This is a genomic window from Aminiphilus sp. (assembly GCF_029975095.1).
Taxonomy (GTDB): Bacteria; Synergistota; Synergistia; order Synergistales; family Aminiphilaceae; genus Aminiphilus.
The window spans coordinates 1-20,829 of sequence record NZ_JARKPW010000130.1 but is presented as its reverse complement, the minus strand read 5'-3'; the positions used below and the strand labels follow the sequence as shown (position 1 = coordinate 20,829).

The following is a 20,829-nucleotide window of genomic DNA, read 5'->3' as shown; positions in this document are numbered from 1 at the left end:
CCGTGAAGAAGATCGGAGTTGCCTTTTTCTGCCTGTTGCTCCTCGTTTTTTGTGTCGGATCGGTAAATGCTGCAGCCTCTCCGGACTATGTCCCCGGTGATGTTCTTGTGCTCCTCCGAGAGACCCCTTCTGCGAGCGCACAGGCGGACGGCGTTTCTTTCGAAGCGGCTCTTGCCTCTCAGGCGTCTGCCTTTGCTCAGTCCATCGGAGCCCGGGCGGTGCAAACCTATCCCTCTCTGGCGGCGACCACGGGAAAGAGCATCGTGTTGCTCCGTTCCGACACAAAAAGCACGGAGGAACTCCTTGCGATGTTGGAAGACAATGACTCGGTGCTCGGTGCGAGCCCGAATTACGTCGTCCATGCGTCGGCGGTTCCCGACGATCCACGTTACGGTGAGCTTTGGGGAATGGAGCGCATCGGTGCACCCCAGGCGTGGGATGCCACGACGGGAAGCGATGCCATCTACGTGGCGGTGATCGACTCGGGGATCAAGTACGATCATGTGGATCTCGCGGCGAACATGGGACGCGACATGGACGGGTTTTACGGGCGGAATTGCGTCACTGGCGCGTGGGACCCTAATGATCCTCTGGACGACCAAGGGCATGGCACCCACGTGGCGGGAAGCATCGGCGCCGTAGGAAACAACGGCGTGGGTGTGGCCGGAGTGAACTGGAACGTGAAGCTTCTGGCGGTGAAGGTTCTGAATGACCAGGGGAGGGGCTCCGGAGCGGATATCATCGCCGGGTTCGATTACGTGCTGGGGCAGAAGAACCGCGGGCGGAACATTCGGGTGGCCAACATGTCCCTGGGGGGCTGGTGGACTCCCGTGGCGGATCCCTATTCTGATCCCTATGGTGCGGCGCTCAACGCCCTCTGCAACGCGGGGATTCTCGTGGTCGTCGCCGCGGGAAACGAATATCAGGATATCGACAATCCCGGCGGGCCCGGATCGGATCCGGACAACCCCGATGATGATTATCGAGGATTGCGTCCCTATCCGGCCTGCTTCCCCTTTAGCCGCATGATCACCGTGGCGGCTATCGACAGTTCTGGGGCGAAGGCGAATTTTTCCAACTACAGCCCGAACTACGTGCATCTCGCAGCGCCGGGGGTGAACATCCTGAGCACCACCTTCGACGGCGGATACGCTTCGTGGAATGGAACATCCATGGCGACGCCCTATGTGGCCGGTGCGGCGGCTCTCCTGATGGCCCGGTATCCTGCGGAGACGGCGGATCAGATCAAAGCGCGCATTGTGGACAATGTGGCGGCGAATGCGAACCTCGCCGGGCGAGTGTCCACCGGAGGTGAGCTTGATCTCGCGGCAGCCATGGGAGGTGCTGTGCCCACCGGAACGATTACACCCACACCAACCCTGTCGCCCACTCCTTCGTCCGGCGGCAGTGGCGGTGGTGGCGGTTGCTCCGTGGGTGTCGTGCCCGGCATGCTTCTGCTTCTGGTTCCGTTGCTCCTGTTGCGCGGAAAACGCTAGCGCAGGGCGTTCTTCGGAGAGAACGCCGCAGGCTCCCGCCTTTTTTCTCGGGGGGCGAGCACCGCGGAAAAAGCCTCTGTATTGTCCCGGAAAGCCGCCGCAGTGTTCGAGGCGGCTTTCCGGCTTTTCCTGTCCCTCGTCTTCTCGTCGCCTGTAGTGCGGAGGTGCGGCTCGAATGCTCTCCACCCGCAACCGGGCGGCAGGCTGCTTCCCGAGAACGACGGTACGCGTGGATTCTTTGGTGTCCGCTCTTGAGGAGTGCGCCTGCGTTCTCTGCGGGTCGGTTTGTCAAGTCCGGTCGCGTCACGACCGAAACGGAAACCGGAGTGGTGGAGCGTTGCTTGTGGAACAGAGACGATTTTTCCGGCGCCACTTGCCGAGGAAACGGGGGAATGGGACGTGTCCGATCCGAAATGGAGCGGCGTGCAGTCTTTGTTGACGGAACAGAATGTGGCGAGGCTCGCGGAGATACGGCAGAAACTGCGCGACCAGGGAGTGTCTCTGAAAGGAGGCGCGAACGGCGGTGAAGGAGCGCTCTCCCCGGTGTTTGAAAGCCTGGTGGAGAAAGCCCTCGCCGCCTCGACGAATCCCTCCTCGTTTCCAATCACGGACGGGCCTGTTTTCACCGTAAAACCCGTTCCATCCTGGGAGCTGACCCCTCCGGGCGAGGAGGATGTGCTTCAATGGGGGGACTGGGTGGAGGTGGACGGAGCGAAGTATTGCCGGGCCTATCCACCTGAGGGTGCTCAACGGGGAGCGCCTGCGTATTACATGGACGAGGCGGGAGGATGGTACAGCCTCGCGTCCTGTCCTGGGGCGGTGCTCACTCCCATTGAGACTCCCTCGTGGTACTCGCCCGAGATGGGGGGCCCCCCGCCTCTCGACGGGGAGGAGGAGACGCCCGTGACGGGTGGGACGCCGAACCTCTCCTATCAGTGGGGAGAGTGGACGGAGATCGACGGTGTGTCCTACCGGGAGGTGGTTCCGCCGGAGCCGCTTCAGGGCGGCACCAGCCGTTACTACATGAACGAGGAGGGCGACTGGTTCCGTTTGCGCGGTGCGGAGGGTGCTGCGCTGGAGTCCATTGAGTCACCGAAGTGGTTTGCGGGCTGGACGCCGGTGGAGACGGAGCCCTCGGACGGCCTGCGTCAGGCTCTCCGGACTTTTCTGGAGGAATTGATCGGGGCTCTCGATGGAGCGGTGGGGACATCGGCATAACAACTGGAGAAATGATAGAGTGGGCGGGGAAAAGAGCAAAACTCTTTTCCGCGCCCGTTCTTTTTTCTTTTGTTCCGGCCGGGGGGTGTTTTTCCTGTTGTTTCCTGTGGCACATCGCTGTATGTGCGGCCGCGATGCGGCGGAAAAAATTTCAGATTTTCGGATGTGGCGGGACCCCCGAATGCCGGTGAATATCGTGTAGTGTGCGTGTGACCGTTGCTGTTTCGAGGGAGGGGGGGGGAGTGTGTGTGGGAATTTTTCATGGCCGGAGGCGAAAAGGGAGCGGAATGGTGCGATTTCTGGTATTGCTCGTGATGGGGCTGGTGTTTTGTGTGCCCTCTCAGGGGAAGGCGGAGACGAAGAGTGCCGGTGGAACTGATTCGCAGGAGAAGAGCGTCCCCGGAGAATATCTTGTGATGTTCCACCCCAAGGCGGCGATTCAGGGAAATACCGGAGCGACACGCCGCGCTCTTGCGGCGTTGATGCTCGAAATGCAGGGGGAATATCTGGCGAATCGCTACGGACTCACGGTGGTCCGGGCTTTCGATGCGATTGCCGAGACGACGGGAAAGGGAATGTTCCACGTCCGGAGCGATTTGGCCGCCAAAGACTCGAACGTGGCGGACAAACTGTTGTCCCTGCTTGATCAGGATCTCCTGATCGAGTCGGTGACGCCGAACAGAGAAAAAAAACTGCTCTCCGCACCGTGAGGCTACATGACGTTGTGCGGACGGAATGCCCTGTCCCTTGGGGGTTCTCTCGGCGGGGCGCGTGTTTTTCTGAGGCAGCTCCGTCGTTTCGAGAAAACACCGACGGGGAATTTGCCGTACCGGGTTTCCGGAAGTTCGGTACCATGTAACCGCGGAATAGTGTGTCGAAACGGGATGGGCTTTCTTTGGCGTTGTGGTCAAAATTTTGGCGAAAGTGGTGATCTCCCATGAAAAAGTTCGCTCTTGTCCTGTCGCTTCCTTTCCTCCTACCGTTTCTTTTGATTTCCGGCTCGATGGCCTCCGCCGCCTCGTTCGTGCCCGGGGAGGCTCTGGTGCTTCTCGAAGGCGGGTTTTCCGAAGCGGTTCGTGCGGAAGAAGGAGCCTTCGCGGCGGCCCTGGCCTCTCGGGCATCGGCCTTCGCCCGCTCCGTCGGAGCCGAGGCGGTCGGAACCTACGCCGCGTTTTCCGCGACGACGGGAAAGACCATCGTCCATCTTCGTTCCGTCGGAAAAAGCACGGAAGAACTTCTTGCAGCACTCGAAAACAACCCCGCGGTGCTGAGCGCACGCCCCAACTACATCAGACATCGCTCGGCCGTGCCGAACGATCCGCGCTACGGGGAACTTTGGGGAATGGAGCGCATCGGTGCTCCCGCCGCGTGGGATTCCACCACGGGAAGCGACTCGGTGTATGTGGTGGTGATCGACTCAGGGATCACGTACAACCATCCGGATCTCGGGGTGAACATGGGCCGGGACCTGGACGGTAACAGGGGGAAGAACTGCCTCGACGGAGCCCCCGATCCGACGGACATCATGGACGATGAGGACGGGCACGGAACGCACGTATCGGGGAGCATCGGTGCCGTCGGCGACAACGGCGTGGGCGTGGCCGGAGTGAACTGGAGCGTGAAACTCCTGTCGGGAAAAGTTTTCGACGGCAATGACGGAGGTTCGGATGCCGAGATCATCGATGCCCTGAATTATGCGCTGGATCAGAAAAACCGAGGCTTGAACGTCCGTGCGGTCAACATGTCTCTGGGGGGGTGGAATCCGCCCTTTGCGAACCCGGAGGCCGACCCCCTGGGCGCGGCGATCAAGGCGGTCTGTGACGCGGGCGTTCTCGTCGTGGTCTCCGCGGGAAACGAGTACCAGAATATCGACAATCCCGGCGGCCCCGGGTCGGACCCGGAGAACCCGGGCTATGACTATCGAGGCGAGCGCCCCTATCCGGCCTGCTTCCAGTTCGACGGGATGATTACCGTTGCGGCCATCGACGACTCCGGCGCGAGGGGAGACTTTTCCAACTACAGCCCGACCTTTGTGCATCTCGCCGCCCCGGGCGTCCACATCCTCAGCACCACATCCGACGGCGGTTACGCTTCGTGGGATGGAACATCCATGGCCACGCCCTACGTGACGGGTGCGGCGGCGCTTCTGGCGGCCCGATATCCCACGGAGACGGCGGCACAGATCAAGACTCGCATTCTCGGCGGGGTGAACGTCAACACCGAGCTGGCAGGAAAAGTTGCCACGGGGGGCGATCTGAACGTCGCCGCCGCGATGGGTGGCGCACCCACGGGAACGCCTACCGCCTCTCCCACGCCGCAATCTGGTGGCGGCGGCGGTTGCTCGACCGGTGTCGTGCCGGGGATGCTTTTCCTTCTGGTTCCCCTGTTTCTGTTCAACAGGAGGTGATGGGTTCGGGCATCTCCGGTGGAATTGTGGCGGAACCGCCGAAATGCACGGCAGGGCTCGCTTCGGCTCTCCGCCGACGGAAGCCCTGCCGTGCGTCGAGTGTCTTCCGCATTCCCTGAGCAGGCTCGAACCGTTGAGGCGGAGGTGGTCCGCCTGGACTTTTCTCCTTCCGTTCCCGCGCAGATGGTGTTTCGGGGAATCCGGAAACTCCGGCGTATCCGTCCACGCCGGAGGTGACTGCGGCGGCGGAGACGTTGCGGGTCGGGCTGAAACAGCCCGACCCGTTTGAGTACGCTCGTTGCCGCTTCTGGTCAACAGATGCGAGGGAGAAGTTCCCCCACGGGCATGTCCACGAGGCGCCGGCCTCCGATGCGGGTGGTCAGGCTCACCAGGTTCGGATGGTCCTCCGTGACGGTGCCGATTGCCGCAGCCTCAGCGCCGAGAGGATGGCTTCGGAGGAGGCGGAGAGCCTCGGCGGCGTCCCCGGGAGCGACTGCCACGACGGCGGTGCCTTCGCAGGCGAGAGAGAGGAAGTCCAGGCCGAGAAGATCGGCGACGGAGACGACTCCGGGATCGGTCGGAAGCGTGCTTTCCTCCACGGAGATGCCGAGATGGCGGCTTTCCGCCCATTCGCAGAGGACGGTTCCCACGCCTCCCCGGGTGCAGTCCCGCATGGCCCGGAGCCCGGGGAGCGGGAGCAGGGGAGCAAGCAACGGCCACAGGGCGGCGCAGTCGCTGGCGAGCCCCGGAACGTTCAGTTCGTAGCGTGCCGCGGCGATGGCCGCGCCGTGCCGGCCGGCTGGGCCGGTGAGGAGAAGCGTGTCCCCGGGCTGCAGTCTGGCGGCTCCGAGTCGTTCTTCTCTGCGGGGTTCTTCTCTGCCCAGGGCGCAGACGGAGAGAAAAAGCCCATCTACGGCGCCTCGGGGAACCACTTTGGTGTCGCCTCCCACGAGTCGCATTTCCAGAGCATCGCATACGGCTCCGGCGCTCCGGAGATGCTCCAGAAGTTCCTCTTCGTCGAATCCTTCCTCCGCGATGACACTGAGCAGAAGCTGTTCCGGGCGAACGCCGCGGACGGCGAGGTCGTTCGCGGCGCCGCAGACGGCGAGTTTGCCGAGGTTTCCCCCGGGAAAAAAGCGGGGTGTGACGGTGAATCCGTCCATGGTCGCTCCCGAGCCGTCCGGTTCGATGGCGCAATCCTCCATGTCGTGCCCGCTCAGGGGAAAGCACCCGGCGATACGGTGCACGAGCTGCTGGGTCAGTCTTCCGCCGCTGCCGTGTCCGAGGGTCAGGCGGCTCATGGCGTGCCTCGCAGGGCGTAGCGATAGTGGGCGGCGCAGCTTCCTTCGCTGGAGACCATGCAGGGGCCGACCGGCGATGCGGGAGTGCAGGGATTGCCGAAGAGCGGGCATTCCGGAGGAGTCAATTTCCCCGTGAGGATGTCGCCGCAGCGGCACTCCGTCTCCACCTGCGCGGGGATTGTCGGAAGAGGAAAGCGTTGCGCGGCGTCCCACGGACGGAATTCTTCCCGCAGGGTGAGCCCGGAGGAAGGAATCACGCCGAGTCCCCGCCACGGTGCGTCCACAGGGAGAAACACACGCTCCATCAGTTCCCGGGCTCTCGCGTTTCCCCCCGGGCGCACCGCTTTTCCGTAGAGGGAGCGCACCGTTGGTCTGTTCGTGTGGATCTGCCGAAGCAGTTCCGTCAGGCCGAACAGGATGTCTTCGGCCTCGAAGCCGGCGATGACGCAGGCGATGCCGTATCGCTCGGGAAGGAAGGAATAGGGTGCTTCGCCGAGGATGACGCTCACGTGACCGGGAAGAAGCAATCCATCCACGGCCGGCTCGGGATCGGCCGCGAGAACGTGCAGCACGGGAGGGACGAGTTTGTGGAGGGAGAGGACGGAAAAATTGGCCGCCTTTTTTTCCGCCGCCTCCAGCACGACCGCCGCTGTGGACGGCGCGGTGGTCTCGAAGCCCGGCGCAAGGAAGACCACCTGCCGTTCCGGTTCCCGGAGGGCGGTCTCCAGCGCCTGAAAGGCGGAGGTGACGATACGCACGTCCGCTCCCCGTCCCCTCGCGTCCAGAAGAGAGCCATCCCGCCCGGGAACGCGCAACAGGTCTCCGAAGGTGGTGACGGTCACTCCGGAAAGAGACGCCAGAGAAAGAGCCGCGTCGATCTCGCTCTGGTCGGTGACGCACACGGGGCATCCGGGGCCGGAGAGGAGCGTGAGTTCCTTGGGGAGAAGGGATCGGATGCCGTTCCGGAAGATGGAGACCGTGTGGGTGCCGCAGACCTCCATGAGGATCGTCGGACGCGAGACGAGACGTGCCAGCATCTCGCCGAAGGAGGGAGCTGTCCGTTCAGGCATGGTTCATGCGCTCGGAGCCATCGGACATACCGGGGGAATGTCGGTGGAATCGGAGACCGGCTCCGGGGAAAGCGTCGCTTCGAGTGCACGGATCTCCTCCCAGAGAGACTCCAGTTCCCGCCCGTCCTCTTCCCGGAGCTTCTCGATGGCGAAGCCGGCATGGACCAGAATGCTGTCGCCGATCTGCACGGAGGAGAGCAGGTCGGTTCTGACGAGGACTTCTGCGGTTCCCGCCCGGGCGCGACAGGTCCGTTCGTCCGTAATGGCTACGATTCGATGGGGAATTGCAAGGCACATGATGGTATTTTCTCCTTGGAGTATCGAAATAGGCTCCGTCGGGACCGTTGTTCCGATGGAGTTTTCCACTGTTTGCATTTCGAAAAGTATTGTACCTCCTGAAGGAACCATTGTCTTGGCTTTTGGCTTGTACTAAAATACAGGGGAATATGTGAGGTTGAAAGCGGAGGCAAAGGAGGTGAGACGAAAGAAAAAACGGTATCGGCACCGCGATCCTTGAAACTGGAGATGTTTGCGCGTCGTACATGTACGACTTTGAGACGTCGAGGAGGGGGATCATGAGCAACGGGATCGAACAGCGCGAACAGTGGGGCAGCAGGATAGGCTTTATTTTAGCGGCGGCGGGATCCGCCGTGGGACTGGGGAACATCTGGAAGTTCCCCTATATGGTCGGAGCCAACGGTGGCGGCGCCTTCGTTGTCATTTATCTCGCCATCGTCTTCACCATCGGAGTCTCGGTCATGCTGGCGGAGTTCGCCATCGGACGCAACGCGGGGCTCAACGCGGTCGGTTCCTTCAAAAAAATCAAGGGAGGCGCCTGGCCCCTCGTGGGATGGATGGGCGTCATCGCAGGATTCATCATTCTTTCGTTCTACGGCGTGGTGGCCGGGTGGACGCTCGCCTACATGGTCAAATCCTTTACGGGGCTCATCGCCATCGCCGCCGAGGGGAAAGCGGGAGACGCCTTCGGCGCCTTCGTGAGCAATCCCACCCAGGTGATCCTCTGGCAGGCCATCTTCATGTTCATGACCATCTGGATCGTCTACAAAGGGATCGGGAGCGGCATTGAGCAGTATTGCAAATGGATGATGCCGGGACTCTTCGTCATTCTCGTCATTCTCATCTTCCGTTCGGTCACGCTCGAGGGTGCGGCCAAGGGACTCGAATTCTACCTCAAACCCGATTTCTCCAAGGTGCACGGAGGCGTTTTCCTCGCCGCACTGGGACAGGGCTTCTTCTCCCTCTCCCTCGGCATGGGGTGTATGATCACCTATGGTAGTTATCTGTCAAAGAAGGAAGTGCTTCCCTCCTCCGCCGTGACGGTGTCCTTCCTCGACACGGCCGTGGCCTTCCTGGCGGGGCTCGTCATCTTCCCCGCAGTGTTCGCCTTCGGCGTCGAGCCCGGCGCGGGCCCGGGCCTCACCTTCATCACCCTTCCCAGCGTGTTCGCCAAGATGCCCGGCGGCATGATCTGGTCGGCGCTCTTCTTCTTCCTGCTCTTTCTCGCGGCCATCACCTCCGCCATTTCGCTTCTCGAAGTCTGCGTGGCCTACTTCAAGGACGAACTCGGCTGGAGCCGCTCCAAGGCGGCGTGGCTGCTCGGGCTGGTCATTTTTCTCCTGGGCGTTCCCTCCGCGCTTTCTCTCGGAGGACATATTCCCCAGGTGGCGGGCAAGGATTTTCTGGATGCCATGGATTTCCTCTCCTCAAACATCCTTCTGCCCCTCGGCGGAATTTTCATCTCCCTTTTTGTGGGATGGGTATGGCTTGACGGAGCCGAGAAGGAAGTCACCAACAACGGCACCATTCCTTTCGGTCTCATGACCGCCTGGGTGTGGATCTGCCGTGTCGTCGCTCCCGTGGCCATCGGCTACATTTTCTTCTCGGGTCTCAAGTGGTAGTTTCAGGAGGCAGGCTTTCCGGAAAGGAGTACCTCTGACCTGATGGACGCCTCCGTGCTTTCGGAAAGCCGTGCTTTCTGAAAGTTCGGAGGCGTTGTCATCTGCAACGGAGAAGGAATTCAGCCACCAAAAGCATGCCGATAAAGAATAATATCCATAATAAAAAAGAAATTGCTTCTTTTCTTGACCTTTTGTGAACAAGTGGTATGATTGACGTGGAATGGCTCATCCCGAAGAGCGTCGCAAGAGAGTCTCCGTTTCCGGAAACCGGCTGAAAGAGGATGCGGAGCGCCGAAGGTGCAAGGCCCACGGGCTGAATCTCTCAGGCGGAAGGATTGCGGCGGGAGGGATCTCTGGAAAGGGCGTGCCCGCGCCCGCCTAAGGAGCAAGCGCGCCCGCGCGAATCTCCGGGGCACCAGGACAGAGTAGGCCGTCGTCCCGTAAAGGGGGGAATGACCTATGTCTGTCAATGTTTTGTTGGTGACCAACAACGCCCGCATCGTTGGACATGTGTCCTCTTCCCGTTTCGTCGAGGGCACGGCGCAGGATGTTTTTGTCGCTGCGAGGGATCTCGTTCACCAGGGGTGGCGCCTTCTCACGCATCCTCTCTACGGCAACTTCCGTCCGTTGCAGCAACCGTTCCGTTCCGTTCTTCTACAAAAACCTTCTCTTTTCCCTGCGCCGGTCGATATGGATTCCCTCAAACTGCTCGAGGAAGCCCTTGCGTTTCATGCCCTTCCGAAGGAAACCTCGGTGGCGGATGCTGGTTTTGCTTCGAACACGCTGGAGGACCTGGCTTTTCTCGATATGGAACTCATGAAGGAAAGTCTTCTTCGGGATCGTCTTTGGATCCCTTAGGAGAAAATGTTTTTTTCCCGCTCTTTTTCTCTGTGACGCACGTCACGCCCCCCGAAGGGGAAGATGGCGTCTTTCTTCGGTTGTGCAAAGACGCGTTGTTCCTTTGCGGGGGGCAGGGGACGACGCGAGGGGACCGCTTGCGGAAAGGAGGTGATGAGAGTGATCGAGGTGGACAAGGAATCGTTCGACAGTGTCGTGCTTCAGAGTGAGATCCCGGTGGTGGTGGACCTGTGGGGGCCGAAATGCGGGCCCTGTCTGGCTCTTTTGCCCCAGGTGGAGGAATTGGCGAAAGAGTACGAAGGGCGAGTGGCCTTCTGCAAGCTGAATGTGGCGGAAAATCGCCGACTGGTCATTTCCCTCAAGGTCATGGGCGTACCCACGTTTCTTTTCTATAAGGCAGGAGAAATCGCATCCCGTATCACCGGGGGAGAGGTAACCCTCGAATCCATCCGGGAGAACACGGAGAAACTCCTGCAGGCGTAACATCCCGTTGGGGGGGACAAGCGGTGAGACTGGAACTGCACAAGATCAGCATTACCGGATTGGAACTGGGATCCGTCACTGCCCTGAAGGGTGGTGTGCTCACGGTCGATGAAAAGGCTGTTCTGGAGATGCTCCGCAGGGATTCCCGCTTTGCCGAGGTTGCCGTCGATGTGGCCCGTCCGGGAGAACGGACGCGTATCACGCCCGTGAAGGATGTGGTGCAGCCCCGGTGCAAGCTCGAGGGGCCGGGAGAAGTGTTCCCGGGTTTCATCGGCGACGTGGAGACCGTCGGAAGCGGCAAGACCCTTGTGCTCGACGGCGCCGCAGTGGTTACCTGCGGACAGATCGTGGGTTTTCAGGAGGGTATTGTGGACATGTCCGGTCCGGGCGCTGCCTACACGCCCTTTTCCGGGACATTCAACCTGGTGTTGGTTTTCACTCCCGTGGAGGGGTTGGAAAAACACGACTACGAAAGCGCCTGCCGCACGGCAGGATTCCGGGTCGCCCATTATCTTGCCTCGGCGGTGAAGACCGCCAGGGCGGATGTGGTGGAGAGCTACGAGCTGCCGCCTTTCAACGTGGCCATGACTGCCCATGCGGTTCTGCCCAAGGTCGCCTATCTCTACATGCTCCAATCCCAGGGGTTGCTTCATGACACCTATGTGTACGGCGTGGACGCGAAAAGGATCATTCCCACGCTGATCCATCCCAACGAGGTGATGGACGGGGCCATCGTGTCGGGGAACTGCGTCTCTGCCTGCGACAAGAACAGCACCTTCTCGCACCAGAACAACCCCGTGATTCGTGCGCTCTATGCACGGCACGGCAGGGACATCAATTTCGTGGGGTGCATCATCACCAACGAGAATGTCACGCTCGCGGACAAGAAACGCAGCTCCTCCTACGCGGTAAAACTCGCCTCCATGCTTGGTGTGGAAGGGTTGATCATCAGCGAAGAAGGATTCGGCAATCCCGATACGGATCTGATCATGAACTGTCGCAAGGCGGAAAGCTCGGGAATGAAGACGGTGCTCATCACCGACGAGTACGCCGGTCGGGACGGTGCGAGCCAGTCTCTGGCCGATGCCTGTAAAGAGGCGGATGCGGTGGTGACAGGGGGCAACGCCAACGAGATGATCCTCCTGCCTCCCATGGAGAAGGTCATCGGTTTCCCCACGTTCGTCAACGTCATTGCCGGTGGATATGAAGGTGCTCTTCGGGAGGATGGCTCTCTCCTCGTGGAATTGCAGGCTATTACGGGAGCGACGAGCGAACTCGGGTTTTCCAGGATCAGCACCTGTACGAAGTGATCATTCCGGTGCCGCCTGGCGGCGCGGAAGAGGCCCGATGCGTTTTCTCATCCGGAGAGACGCATTGAAATGAGGAGAAATGAGGAGGTGGAACCATGGGAGCGTTGGCCGGAAAGAAATTGATCCTTCTCGGCGAACGGGACGGCGTGGCGGGACCCGCCATGGAAGTGTGCCTGAAAAACAGCGGCGCGGACGTCGTTTTCTCGGTGACGGAGTGCTTCGTCTGAACCGCCGCGGGAGCCATGGACCTGCAGAATCAGCAGCGTGTCAAGGACGCCGCTGAAAAGTTCGGTGCGGAAAACGTCGTGGTCGTTCTTGGTTCTTCCGATGCGGAAGGCGCCGAGATCTATGCCGAAACGGTGACCAACGGCGATCCCACTTACGCAGGTCCTCTGGCTGGAGCCCCGTTGGGGCTTGCGGTCTATCACGTCTTTGAGCCTGAGATCCGCCAGGAGGCCGACGAGGCCGCCTGGGAGGAACAGATCAGCATGATGGAAATGGTCCTCGACACGGAGAAACTGGGCCAGGCCGTCAAAAACATGCGGGAACAGTACGCCAAATATCCCCTGTAATTCTGGGAACGAAATGGAGGAGGGAACCTCATGTCCTTCCGTGTAGTGCATTATATCAACCAGTTCTTTGCCGGAATCGGGGGAGAGGACAAGGCGGACGTTCCCCCGGAACTGCGGCAGGGCGTGGTCGGCCCCGGGCAGGCTCTTGCGGCCGCTCTCGGCAGCGAAGCCCAGGTGGTTGCCACAGTGATCTGCGGTGACGGTTATTTCGCGGAAAATCTGGAGAAGGCCACCGCGGACATTCTCCAGATGATCCGGAGCTGCAATCCCGACGCGGTGGTTGCGGGACCGGCCTTCAACGCCGGGCGTTACGGAACCGCGGCGGGTGCGGTGTGCGCAGCCGTGTCCAAGGAGCTCGGCATTCCCGCTGTGACCGGCATGTACCCGGAGAACCCGGGAGTGGACATGTTCCGCAAGAGCGCCGTCATCGCGAAGACCGCCGACAGTGCCCGGGGCATGAAGGATGCGGTTCCCGCCATGGCTCGCCTTGTGCTGAAGCTCCTCCGGAAAGAGGAACTGGGCTCTCCGGAGGCGGAAGGGTACCTCGAGCAGGGGCTTCGGAAGAATTTCTTCACCGATGTTACGGGCGCGGAGCGCGCCGTGGAGATGTTGGTGAACAAGCTCGCGGGGAAGCCCTTCGTCACGGAGTATCCCATGCCGGTCTTCGACAGGGTTGCCCCGAATCCACCCCTGAAGGATCTGGCGAATGCCACCATTGCGCTGGTCACTTCCGGAGGCATCTGCCCCAAGGGAAACCCCGACCATATCGAGGCCTCCAGCGCTACCAAGTACGGCGAATACGGTCTCGAGGAGTTCGACCTCCTCACCGCTTCCAGCCACGAGACGGCCCACGGTGGTTATGACCCCACCTACGCCAACAACGACCCGAACCGGGTGCTTCCCGTTGACGTGATGCGGGAGATGGAAAAAGAGGGTGTCTTCAAGAAGCTCTACGGGAAATTCTTCACTACTGTAGGCAACGGAACGCCCGTGGCCAATGCCAAGCGCTTCGGGGCTGAAATCGCGGCGAAACTCAAGAAAGATGGCGTGGACGCGGTGATTCTCACCTCCACCTGAGGAACCTGCACTCGTTGCGGCGCAACGATGGTCAAGGAAATCGAACGCGCAGGATTCCCGGTGGTGCACGTGTGCACGATCGTTCCCATCTCTCTCACCGTCGGCGCGAACCGGATCATTCCCGCCGTCGCCATTCCCCATCCTCTCGGAGATCCCACGAAAACGCCGGCGGAGGAAAAAATCATCCGCCGGAAACTCGTCGACAAGGCACTCAAGGCGCTTCAAACGGAGATTTCGGAACAGACCGTCTTCTCCGAATGAACAGAGGGCCGGGGATACCCTCCCGGCCCTTTTTTACCATTGTCAAGAGGAGGCACTCGCATGTCCAACGTTGCCGTCAAGGGATACGCCTATTGCCTGAACCACGTGCCTGAGCTCGCTCTGCACTACGGCAATACCCCTTATGTGGAACGAAAAACGAAGGGAGACTCGGAGTTCCTGAAGCAACTTCCCGGCACTCTGCAGCGGTTCGACGAAGCATTGGCCTATCCGGCCAACCAGGCCTATATCGGCGGCATGGATCTGAACGCCCTGGAGGCACACCCCCAGCCCTGGTATGCCCATCGCGTGGAAGGTGCGTCGCGGTTCGGCAAATACGGCGAGATCATGCCCGAGGATGAATTTCTCGGGCTGTTGGACATGTGCGACGTCTTCGATCTGATCTGGCTCGAGGAGTCCTTCGCCGCCAGGATTCGGGAGAAGCTGGCCGCACACCCTTTCATGACGCCCGCTCTTCTGGCCCGCCTGGAAAAAGGGCATTCCCCCGAGGAGATCCGGGGTGAGGCGGAGATGCATCATGCGCTGCCGCTCTATTTCGGAGGAGTTCCCGTGGGATGCGTGCGTCAGGGACATGATGTGGACGAATGCCTCGAAGCCTACGTGCTCCTGGAGAATCTTGCCTGCAAGGCCGGAGGCGTGCTTGCCCTTCTGCACCTTTTCAAAAACGCGGGTATCGCCCCGGAGGACGTGGATTTCGTTGTGGAATGCTCCGAAGAGGCTGCGGGGGACATGAACCAGCGGGGCGGAGGAAACTTCGCCAAGGCGGTGGCGGAGATTGCGGGATGCGTCAACGCCAGCGGCTTCGATGTGCGGGCTTTCTGCGCCGGTCCGGTGAACGCCATGATCGCCGGAGCATCCCAGGTCGCCGCCGGGGCGCGGAAGAACTGCGTCGTCCTTGCGGGTGGCGCGGTTCCGAAGCTTTGCATGAACAGCCGGGATCACGTAAAGAAAGGTCTTCCTTCTCTGGAGGACTGTCTCGGTAATTTCGCCGTGCTCCTCACTCCCGAGGACGGCGTCAGTCCGGTGATGCGCCTGGATGCCCTGGGAAAACACACGGTTGCGGCAGGGGCAGCGCCTCAGGCCATCACAGGGGCTCTCGTCTGGGATCCCCTGCAGAAGCTCGGACTCGGCTTTGCCGATGTGGACAAGTACGCAGCGGAGCTTCAGATTCCGGAAATCACCGTCCCCGCCGGGGCCGGAAACGTTCCCGAGGCGAATTTCAAGATGATTGCCGCCCTGGCGGTCATGAAGAAACAGCTCGAAAAAGCCGAAATGAACGAATTCGTCAGACAGCGGGGCATTCCCGGATTCGCCCACACCCAGGGGCATATTCCCTCGGGGGTTCCCTTTGTGGGGCACGCCTGCGACTGGATCAATGAGGGGCGAATCAGAAGGGCCATGATCATCGGCAAGGGGAGTCTCTTCCTCGCTCGACTCACAAACCTTTCCGACGGCGCGTCCTTCCTCCTCGAACCACCCCAGGCGAAGAAGGCGTCGGTGGATTCGCTCACGAAGGAGGATGTGAAAGCGCTTCTTCTGGAGGCGCTGTCCGACCTCGCGGTTTCTCTCGGGAAGCGGGAGGCGTAAGGGGGGCTTTTCATGACGGAAGACACGAAACGGCTCCTCGGAACAGCGCTGAAGGAAATCGTGGATGCTGCATGTGCGGCGGAACGGGGCGACACAGGGCCCAGGGTCCGGATCGGTCTGTTGGCGTCGGGGAGCGAGCTCGGTCCGGAGGAGCTGCTCCGGGGAGCGTTGCTCGCCCAGGAGTCCTCGCCCGTTCAGGTGGTCATGATCGGTCCCCGGAGCAGTGGCGAGGGTGCGAAAGAACTCTTGTGGATCGAGACACCGGACTGCGAAGAGGACATCTCCCGGGCTATGGAAAAAGCCCTTGGCGAAGGGGAGATTGAGGGTTGCGTCGCCTTGCATTATCCCTTTCCTCTGGGTGTGACGACCATCGGCAAGGTTCTCACCCCTGCGCGGGGAAAGGGAATGTTCCTTGCCTCCACCACGGGAACGGCTTCGGCGAACCGCGTGGAGGCCATGCTTCGCAACACATTCTACGGCATCGCCACGGCGAAGGCGTCGGGCATTGCCGATCCCACCGTGGGCATTCTGAACGTGGAAGGTGCCCAGACGGTTTTCAAGGCGCTGAAGAAACTCCAGGAAAAGGGCTACGCGCTCACTTTCGGCAGCAGCGTACGTAGGGATGGCGGCGCGATCCTTCGGGGGAACGATATTCTGGCGGGTGCCGTGGACGTGTGCGTTGCGGACAGTCTCACGGGAAACGTGCTCATGAAGATGTTCTCCGCCTTCACTACCGGTGGCGGCTACGAGGCAACCGGGTGGGGGTACGGCCCTTCCTGCGGCGAAGGTTGGAATCGGATCGTCTCCATCATCTCCCGGGCGAGCGGTGCCCCCGTCATCGCCGGAGCCGTCGCCCTCACGGCCCGAACGGTTAGGGGAGAGTTGTCTCGTCTTGTCCAGGAGGAACTCCGCTCGGCCCGCAAAGCCGGACTCGACGCGATTCTCGAAGGCCTGGCCGCGCGAACGCAAAGCACGGTTGAGGCGGTGGCGTCGCCTCCCGCCGAACCCACCGACGAAGAGATTCACGGTCTGGACGTGCTCTCCATCGAAGAGGCAGTACGGGAACTGTGGAAGGCCGGTATCTATGCGGAATCCGCTATGGGATGCACCGGGCCGGTCGTCAAGATTCCCGGGCGCCACAAGGAAACGGCGGAGGAGCTTTTGCGGCGGGGAGGATATTGCTGATCGACAGGACATGTACGAGAAGACTGTCTATTCCATATAGAGTGCGCATATGAAAGGAGCTATACTCTTTGTGGGGTGGGGCACAAGGGCCTTCCCTGAAGGGGGGTGGGACATGTTCGGACCGGAGAGCGAATCACGGAGAAACAGGAGGACTCGCTTGAAGGAAAGGTGACATGTAACGAATCTTACGTTTTCGTGGCAGTTTTTCTGCGTCGTTCTGTCATTTTGCATCCCGATGAACAAAAGGAGGATGGCAAATGGAATCGATCATGAGGATCAACGACCTGGTCAACGGAATCGTGTGGGGTCCCTGGATGCTCACCCTTCTCGTGGGTACCGGTGTCTACCTGACTTTTGTCCTTGGCTTTCCCCAGCTTCGCTATTTCGGTTTCATGTTCAAGGAAGTTTTCGGAAAACTCGGTAAGAAGTCGGAAGGAGAGGGTTCCATCTCCTCTTTCGCCGCTCTCGCCACGGCGCTGGCTTCCACGGTGGGTACCGGAAATATCGCCGGTGTCGCCACGGCACTGCATCTGGGGGGGCCGGGAGCACTTTTCTGGATGCTGATCTCCGCGGTCTTCGGCATGACCACCAAATTCGCGGAAGTGACCCTGGCGGTGCGGTACCGTGAGAAGGACCCCCTCGGCAACTGGCGCGGCGGCACCATGTATATTCTTGAGAAGGCGGTGGGGCAGAAGTGGCTTGCCTGGCTCTTCGCCTTCTTCACTACCTTCGCCGCCTTTGGCATCGGCAACGCCATTCAGGCCAACTCCACCGCCGAGGGTCTGAATCTCGGCTTTGGTATTCCCCATCTCTACACCGGCGTCGCCATCGCGATTCTCACAGGGCTCGTCATCGTCGGTGGGCTGAAACGTATTTCCGACGTAACCACCTACCTGGTTCCCTTCATGGCGATCTTCTATATCATCGGTGCCGTTCTTGTGCTGGTCCATCACGTGGACCAAATCCCCGGTGCGCTGGCGAGCGCGGTGAAATACGCCTTCAGTGATCCCATGGCCATGCCGGGTGCCGTGGCGGGATGGACCGTGAAGATCGCCCTGACGAAGGGGATCGCCCGGGGTGTCTTCTCCAACGAGGCGGGGCTCGGCTCCGCACCGCTGGTGCATGCCACGGCCCAGGTCGACCATCCCGTGCGCCAGGGCGTGTACGGACTCTTCGAAGTTTTCACCGACACCATCGTCATCTGCACCCTCACGGCGCTCACCATCCTCACCACGGGTGTTCTCACGGCGAATCCGGAACTCACGGGGGCTCAGCTCACGCTTTCCGGTTTCAAGATCGTTCTTGGAGACACGGGTGTCATGATCCTCTCCCTGGGGCTGTCCATGTTCGCCTTCTCCACGATCCTCGGCTGGTATTGGTACGGCGAGACCGGCGCTCAGTACATCTTCGGTGTGAAGGTCATCCCTGTGTATAAAATTCTCTGGATCGCGGTCATCATCGTCGGCGCCTATGGCGGCGGCGGCGACTTCCTCAAGCACATCTGGGATATGGCGGATACCATGAACGGTCTCATGGCCATTCCCAACCTCATCGCCCTTCTCTGGCTCTCCAGCGAACTCCGGAAGCTGGTGAAGGACTTCGACGACAAGCGCAGAGGCGGTCTTCTGAAGTAGGAGAGGTTCGCCCTGGCGGGGGACGAGCTTCCCCGCCAGGGTCGAAAGGAGAAGCGTCATGGCCTATCGACCTACGAGAATGGATGTCCGTCTGGACAATCTCCAGCAGAACTTCCGCGTCATACGTCAGTACGTGGGAGCGGGAACTCAGGTTATGGGTGTGGTGAAGGCAGACGGATACGGCATGGGCGTTTCCGCTGTCGTGGAAGCGCTGCAACAGGCGGGATGTCAGCGTTTTGCCGTGGCAACCCCCGACGAGGCCATTTCCTTGCGCGAAAAGGGAATGGCGGATCCGCTCCTGGTGCTGGGGCCTTCCCCCAGGGAGGCGGCGGAAGAATACGTGCAGCGGAACATCGCCGCGACCGTGACGGATCTCGAGTTCGCCCGGGCACTCTCCGATGCAGCCCGAAAGAGCGGGCGCTCCGCGTTGTTTCATCTGAAAATCGATACGGGAATGGGCCGCATCGGTTTTCTCCCCGAAGAAATCGCCGGAGTGGCGCAACAGCTCCGAGGGCTTTCGGGGCTTGACTGTGAAGGAGTGTTTACGCATTTTGCGGTTGCCGACGAACGTGATCGTGAGTACACTCACTTACAGTTCCGTCGTTATGGGGACGCCCTGGAGCAGTTGCGGGTTTCGGGATTAGGAGTGCGGCTGCGCCATGTGTGCAACAGCGCGGGAACGCTAAACTATCCGGAGATGCATCTGGACGCTGTCCGCCCTGGGCTGATCCTTTATGGCATGTGGCCCTCGGCCTTCTGCGAGCGCCCCTTCGAGTTGAAAGAGGTCTTTTCCGTGAAGACTGCCGTGGCGGCCCTCCGTGACCTGCCCCAAGGGTGGGGGGTCGGATACGGCCTGCGCTACATGGCGAGGGGGTCGGAACGGATCGCCGTGCTCCCTCTGGGGTATGCGGACGGATATCCGAGGCCGCTTGCCATGAAAGCGCAGGTCCTCGTCCGGGGCGAGCGCGCTCCCCTGGTGGGAAGCATCTGTATGGACCAGATCATGGTCAATGTGACGCACATCCCGAACGTGCAGGTGGGGGACGAGGTGGTTCTCCTCGGAAGCCAGGGAAACGACCGCATTCCTCCCGAGGAGATGGCGGCTTTGCTCGGCACGATCAACTACGAGATTCCGAATCTGTTCATGCCGCGTGTTCCGCGGTATTATTCGCAGGGTCAGTAAAGCGAACGGCGTTTCTCCCGGCGGACCTCGAACATTTTCTGCACAGTGACCGGAGAAACGACATCAGAGGAACGAAAGCCGCCCTTTCCGAAGCGACACTTTTCGGGAAACGGTGGATTCGTGGTAGATGTCCACTCAACACCAAATCGAGGAGGCGTATTTTTCATGAAGATCGGGTGCCCCAAGGAGATCAAGAACCACGAATATCGAGTAGGATTGGTTCCCGCTGCGGTGAAGACCTATGTGTCGGCGGGGCATGAAGTGTTCGTGCAGAAGGATGCCGGACTCGGTTCGGGCATCACCAACGAGGAATACGTCGCTGCGGGCGGCAAGATTCTCGATACTGCCCAGGATGTCTGGAATGCGGCGGAGATGATCGTGAAGGTCAAGGAACCTCTTCCCCAGGAATACGACCTCATGAAGCCCGAACAACTCGTCTACACCTATTTCCACTTCGCCGCCGACGAGGAACTCACCAAGGCGTGTCTGAACAAGAAGATCATCGCCCTTGCCTACGAGACGGTCCAGGAAGCGGACGGCTCCCTGCCCCTTCTCAAACCCATGAGCGAAGTCGCGGGCCGCATGTCCGCCCTCATGGGCGCGTTTTATCTGGCCAAGGCGCAGGGCGGCAGAGGCCTGCTTCCCACGGGTGTGCCCGGTGTTGCCCCGGCGAACGTGCTCGTTCTCGGCGGCGGCGTGGTGGGCATGAATGCCGCGAAAGTCGCGGCAGGACTCGGCGCGAAGGTGACCATGCTGGACGTGAACCCCAACCGGCTCGAGTACCTTGGCAACGTGCTTCCCGCCAACGTCTTCCCGGTGTACAGCGACAGCCATACCCTCGAAGAGGGCCTGAAGGAAGCGGACATCGTCATCGGCGCGGTGCTCATCCCCGGTGCAAAGGCTCCCAAGCTCGTCAAGCGGGAGCATCTCAAGATGATGAAGCCCGGCTCGGTCCTTGTGGACGTTGCCATCGACCAGGGCGGATGTTTCGAGACCTCCCGGGCGACCACGCACAGCGATCCCATCTATGTGGTGGACAACGTGGTGCACTACTGTGTGGCCAACATGCCCGGCGCCTATGCCCGCTCTTCCACCTACGCTCTGAACAACTACACCATCAAATATGGACTTCAGCTCGCCAACAAGGGGGCCGAGCGTGCGTGCAAGGAAAGCGCTCCTCTGTGCCTGGGACTCAACATGTACAAGGGAATCATCACTTTCGAGCCCGTGGCGGCCGCATTCGGCATGGA

Annotated in this window: 18 protein-coding genes and 2 riboswitches; of the genes, 15 read left to right on the top strand and 3 right to left on the bottom strand. The window is 60.8% G+C overall.

All coding sequences use genetic code 11. From position 1 onward, the window contains the following. Window positions 1-2 precede the first annotated feature (2 nt). From Q1K49_RS07885 to Q1K49_RS07870, 4 genes are all read left to right on the top strand, one after another. On the top strand, window positions 3-1,496 hold the full coding sequence (locus Q1K49_RS07885; protein ID WP_300524800.1) for a S8 family peptidase: 1,494 nt from the start codon (window positions 3-5) through the stop codon (window positions 1,494-1,496). 399 nt (window positions 1,497-1,895) lie between these two features. Next, window positions 1,896-2,714 carry a hypothetical protein gene (locus Q1K49_RS07880; protein ID WP_300524797.1) on the top strand — a complete coding sequence of 273 codons (819 nt, stop codon included), beginning with the start codon at window positions 1,896-1,898 and terminating at the stop codon, window positions 2,712-2,714. A gap of 287 nt (window positions 2,715-3,001) precedes the next feature. Continuing rightward, window positions 3,002-3,424 (top strand): hypothetical protein, encoded by a 423-nt coding sequence (locus Q1K49_RS07875; RefSeq protein WP_300524795.1) that lies wholly within the window; start codon window positions 3,002-3,004, stop codon window positions 3,422-3,424. A 227-nt stretch (window positions 3,425-3,651) separates the two neighbouring features. Then, on the top strand, window positions 3,652-5,121 hold the full coding sequence (locus Q1K49_RS07870) for a S8 family peptidase (RefSeq protein WP_300524792.1): 1,470 nt from the start codon (window positions 3,652-3,654) through the stop codon (window positions 5,119-5,121). Between the two features lie 311 nt (window positions 5,122-5,432). On the opposite strand, the gene hypE is transcribed toward Q1K49_RS07870, so the two are convergent. The 3 genes from hypE to Q1K49_RS07855 are packed head-to-tail and all read right to left on the bottom strand — an operon-like array spanning window position 5,433 to window position 7,789. Then, window positions 5,433-6,422, bottom strand: a complete 990-nt coding sequence (gene hypE / locus Q1K49_RS07865) for a hydrogenase expression/formation protein HypE (RefSeq protein ID WP_300524789.1) — start codon at window positions 6,420-6,422, stop codon at window positions 5,433-5,435. Beyond that, the gene (gene hypD / locus Q1K49_RS07860) at window positions 6,419-7,492 is read right to left on the bottom strand and encodes a hydrogenase formation protein HypD (RefSeq protein WP_300524786.1); all 1,074 of its coding nucleotides are present in this window, start codon (window positions 7,490-7,492) and stop codon (window positions 6,419-6,421) included. Before hypD ends, hypE begins: the two co-directional genes overlap by 4 nt. Window positions 7,493-7,495: 3 nt before the next feature. Further along, the gene (locus Q1K49_RS07855) at window positions 7,496-7,789 is read right to left on the bottom strand and encodes a HypC/HybG/HupF family hydrogenase formation chaperone (protein WP_300524784.1); all 294 of its coding nucleotides are present in this window, start codon (window positions 7,787-7,789) and stop codon (window positions 7,496-7,498) included. A 278-nt stretch (window positions 7,790-8,067) separates the two neighbouring features. Here Q1K49_RS07855 and Q1K49_RS07850 point away from each other — a divergent pair, with 278 nt between their 5' ends. The 11 genes from Q1K49_RS07850 to ald all read left to right on the top strand — a co-directional run. Further along, the gene (locus tag Q1K49_RS07850) at window positions 8,068-9,411 is read left to right on the top strand and encodes a sodium-dependent transporter (RefSeq protein WP_300524782.1); all 1,344 of its coding nucleotides are present in this window, start codon (window positions 8,068-8,070) and stop codon (window positions 9,409-9,411) included. Between the two features lie 233 nt (window positions 9,412-9,644). After that, window positions 9,645-9,759: riboswitch (glycine riboswitch) on the top strand. Between the two features lie 3 nt (window positions 9,760-9,762). Further along, a riboswitch (glycine riboswitch) is annotated at window positions 9,763-9,837 on the top strand. 33 nt (window positions 9,838-9,870) lie between these two features. Further along, the gene (locus Q1K49_RS07845) at window positions 9,871-10,269 is read left to right on the top strand and encodes a GrdX family protein (protein ID WP_300524779.1); all 399 of its coding nucleotides are present in this window, start codon (window positions 9,871-9,873) and stop codon (window positions 10,267-10,269) included. A 153-nt stretch (window positions 10,270-10,422) separates the two neighbouring features. Continuing rightward, on the top strand, window positions 10,423-10,752 hold the full coding sequence (locus Q1K49_RS07840; protein WP_366146054.1) for a thioredoxin domain-containing protein: 330 nt from the start codon (window positions 10,423-10,425) through the stop codon (window positions 10,750-10,752). 23 nt (window positions 10,753-10,775) lie between these two features. Further along, window positions 10,776-12,062 (top strand): glycine/sarcosine/betaine reductase component B subunit, encoded by a 1,287-nt coding sequence (locus tag Q1K49_RS07835; RefSeq protein ID WP_300524773.1) that lies wholly within the window; start codon window positions 10,776-10,778, stop codon window positions 12,060-12,062. A gap of 95 nt (window positions 12,063-12,157) precedes the next feature. Beyond that, entirely contained in the window at window positions 12,158-12,634 is a 477-nt protein-coding gene (grdA, locus tag Q1K49_RS07830; RefSeq protein WP_300524772.1) for a glycine/sarcosine/betaine reductase complex selenoprotein A, read from the top strand. Between the two features lie 30 nt (window positions 12,635-12,664). Beyond that, window positions 12,665-13,972, top strand: a complete 1,308-nt coding sequence (gene grdB, locus Q1K49_RS07825) for a glycine reductase complex selenoprotein B (RefSeq protein ID WP_300524770.1) — start codon at window positions 12,665-12,667, stop codon at window positions 13,970-13,972. Between the two features lie 60 nt (window positions 13,973-14,032). Then, window positions 14,033-15,577, top strand: a complete 1,545-nt coding sequence (grdC, locus tag Q1K49_RS07820; protein ID WP_300524768.1) for a glycine/sarcosine/betaine reductase complex component C subunit beta — start codon at window positions 14,033-14,035, stop codon at window positions 15,575-15,577. A gap of 12 nt (window positions 15,578-15,589) precedes the next feature. After that, a complete protein-coding gene (gene grdD / locus Q1K49_RS07815; protein ID WP_300524765.1) occupies window positions 15,590-16,762 on the top strand; it encodes a glycine/sarcosine/betaine reductase complex component C subunit alpha in 1,173 nt (390 codons plus the stop codon). Window positions 16,763-17,019: 257 nt separating this feature from the next. Beyond that, entirely contained in the window at window positions 17,020-18,396 is a 1,377-nt protein-coding gene (locus tag Q1K49_RS07810; protein WP_300524763.1) for a sodium:alanine symporter family protein, read from the top strand. A gap of 58 nt (window positions 18,397-18,454) precedes the next feature. Continuing rightward, window positions 18,455-19,579 (top strand): alanine racemase, encoded by a 1,125-nt coding sequence (alr, locus tag Q1K49_RS07805; protein WP_300524760.1) that lies wholly within the window; start codon window positions 18,455-18,457, stop codon window positions 19,577-19,579. Between the two features lie 165 nt (window positions 19,580-19,744). Further along, window positions 19,745-20,829, top strand: a 1,085-nt coding sequence (gene ald / locus Q1K49_RS07800; protein ID WP_300524757.1) for an alanine dehydrogenase, incomplete at its 3' end; no start/stop codon positions are given.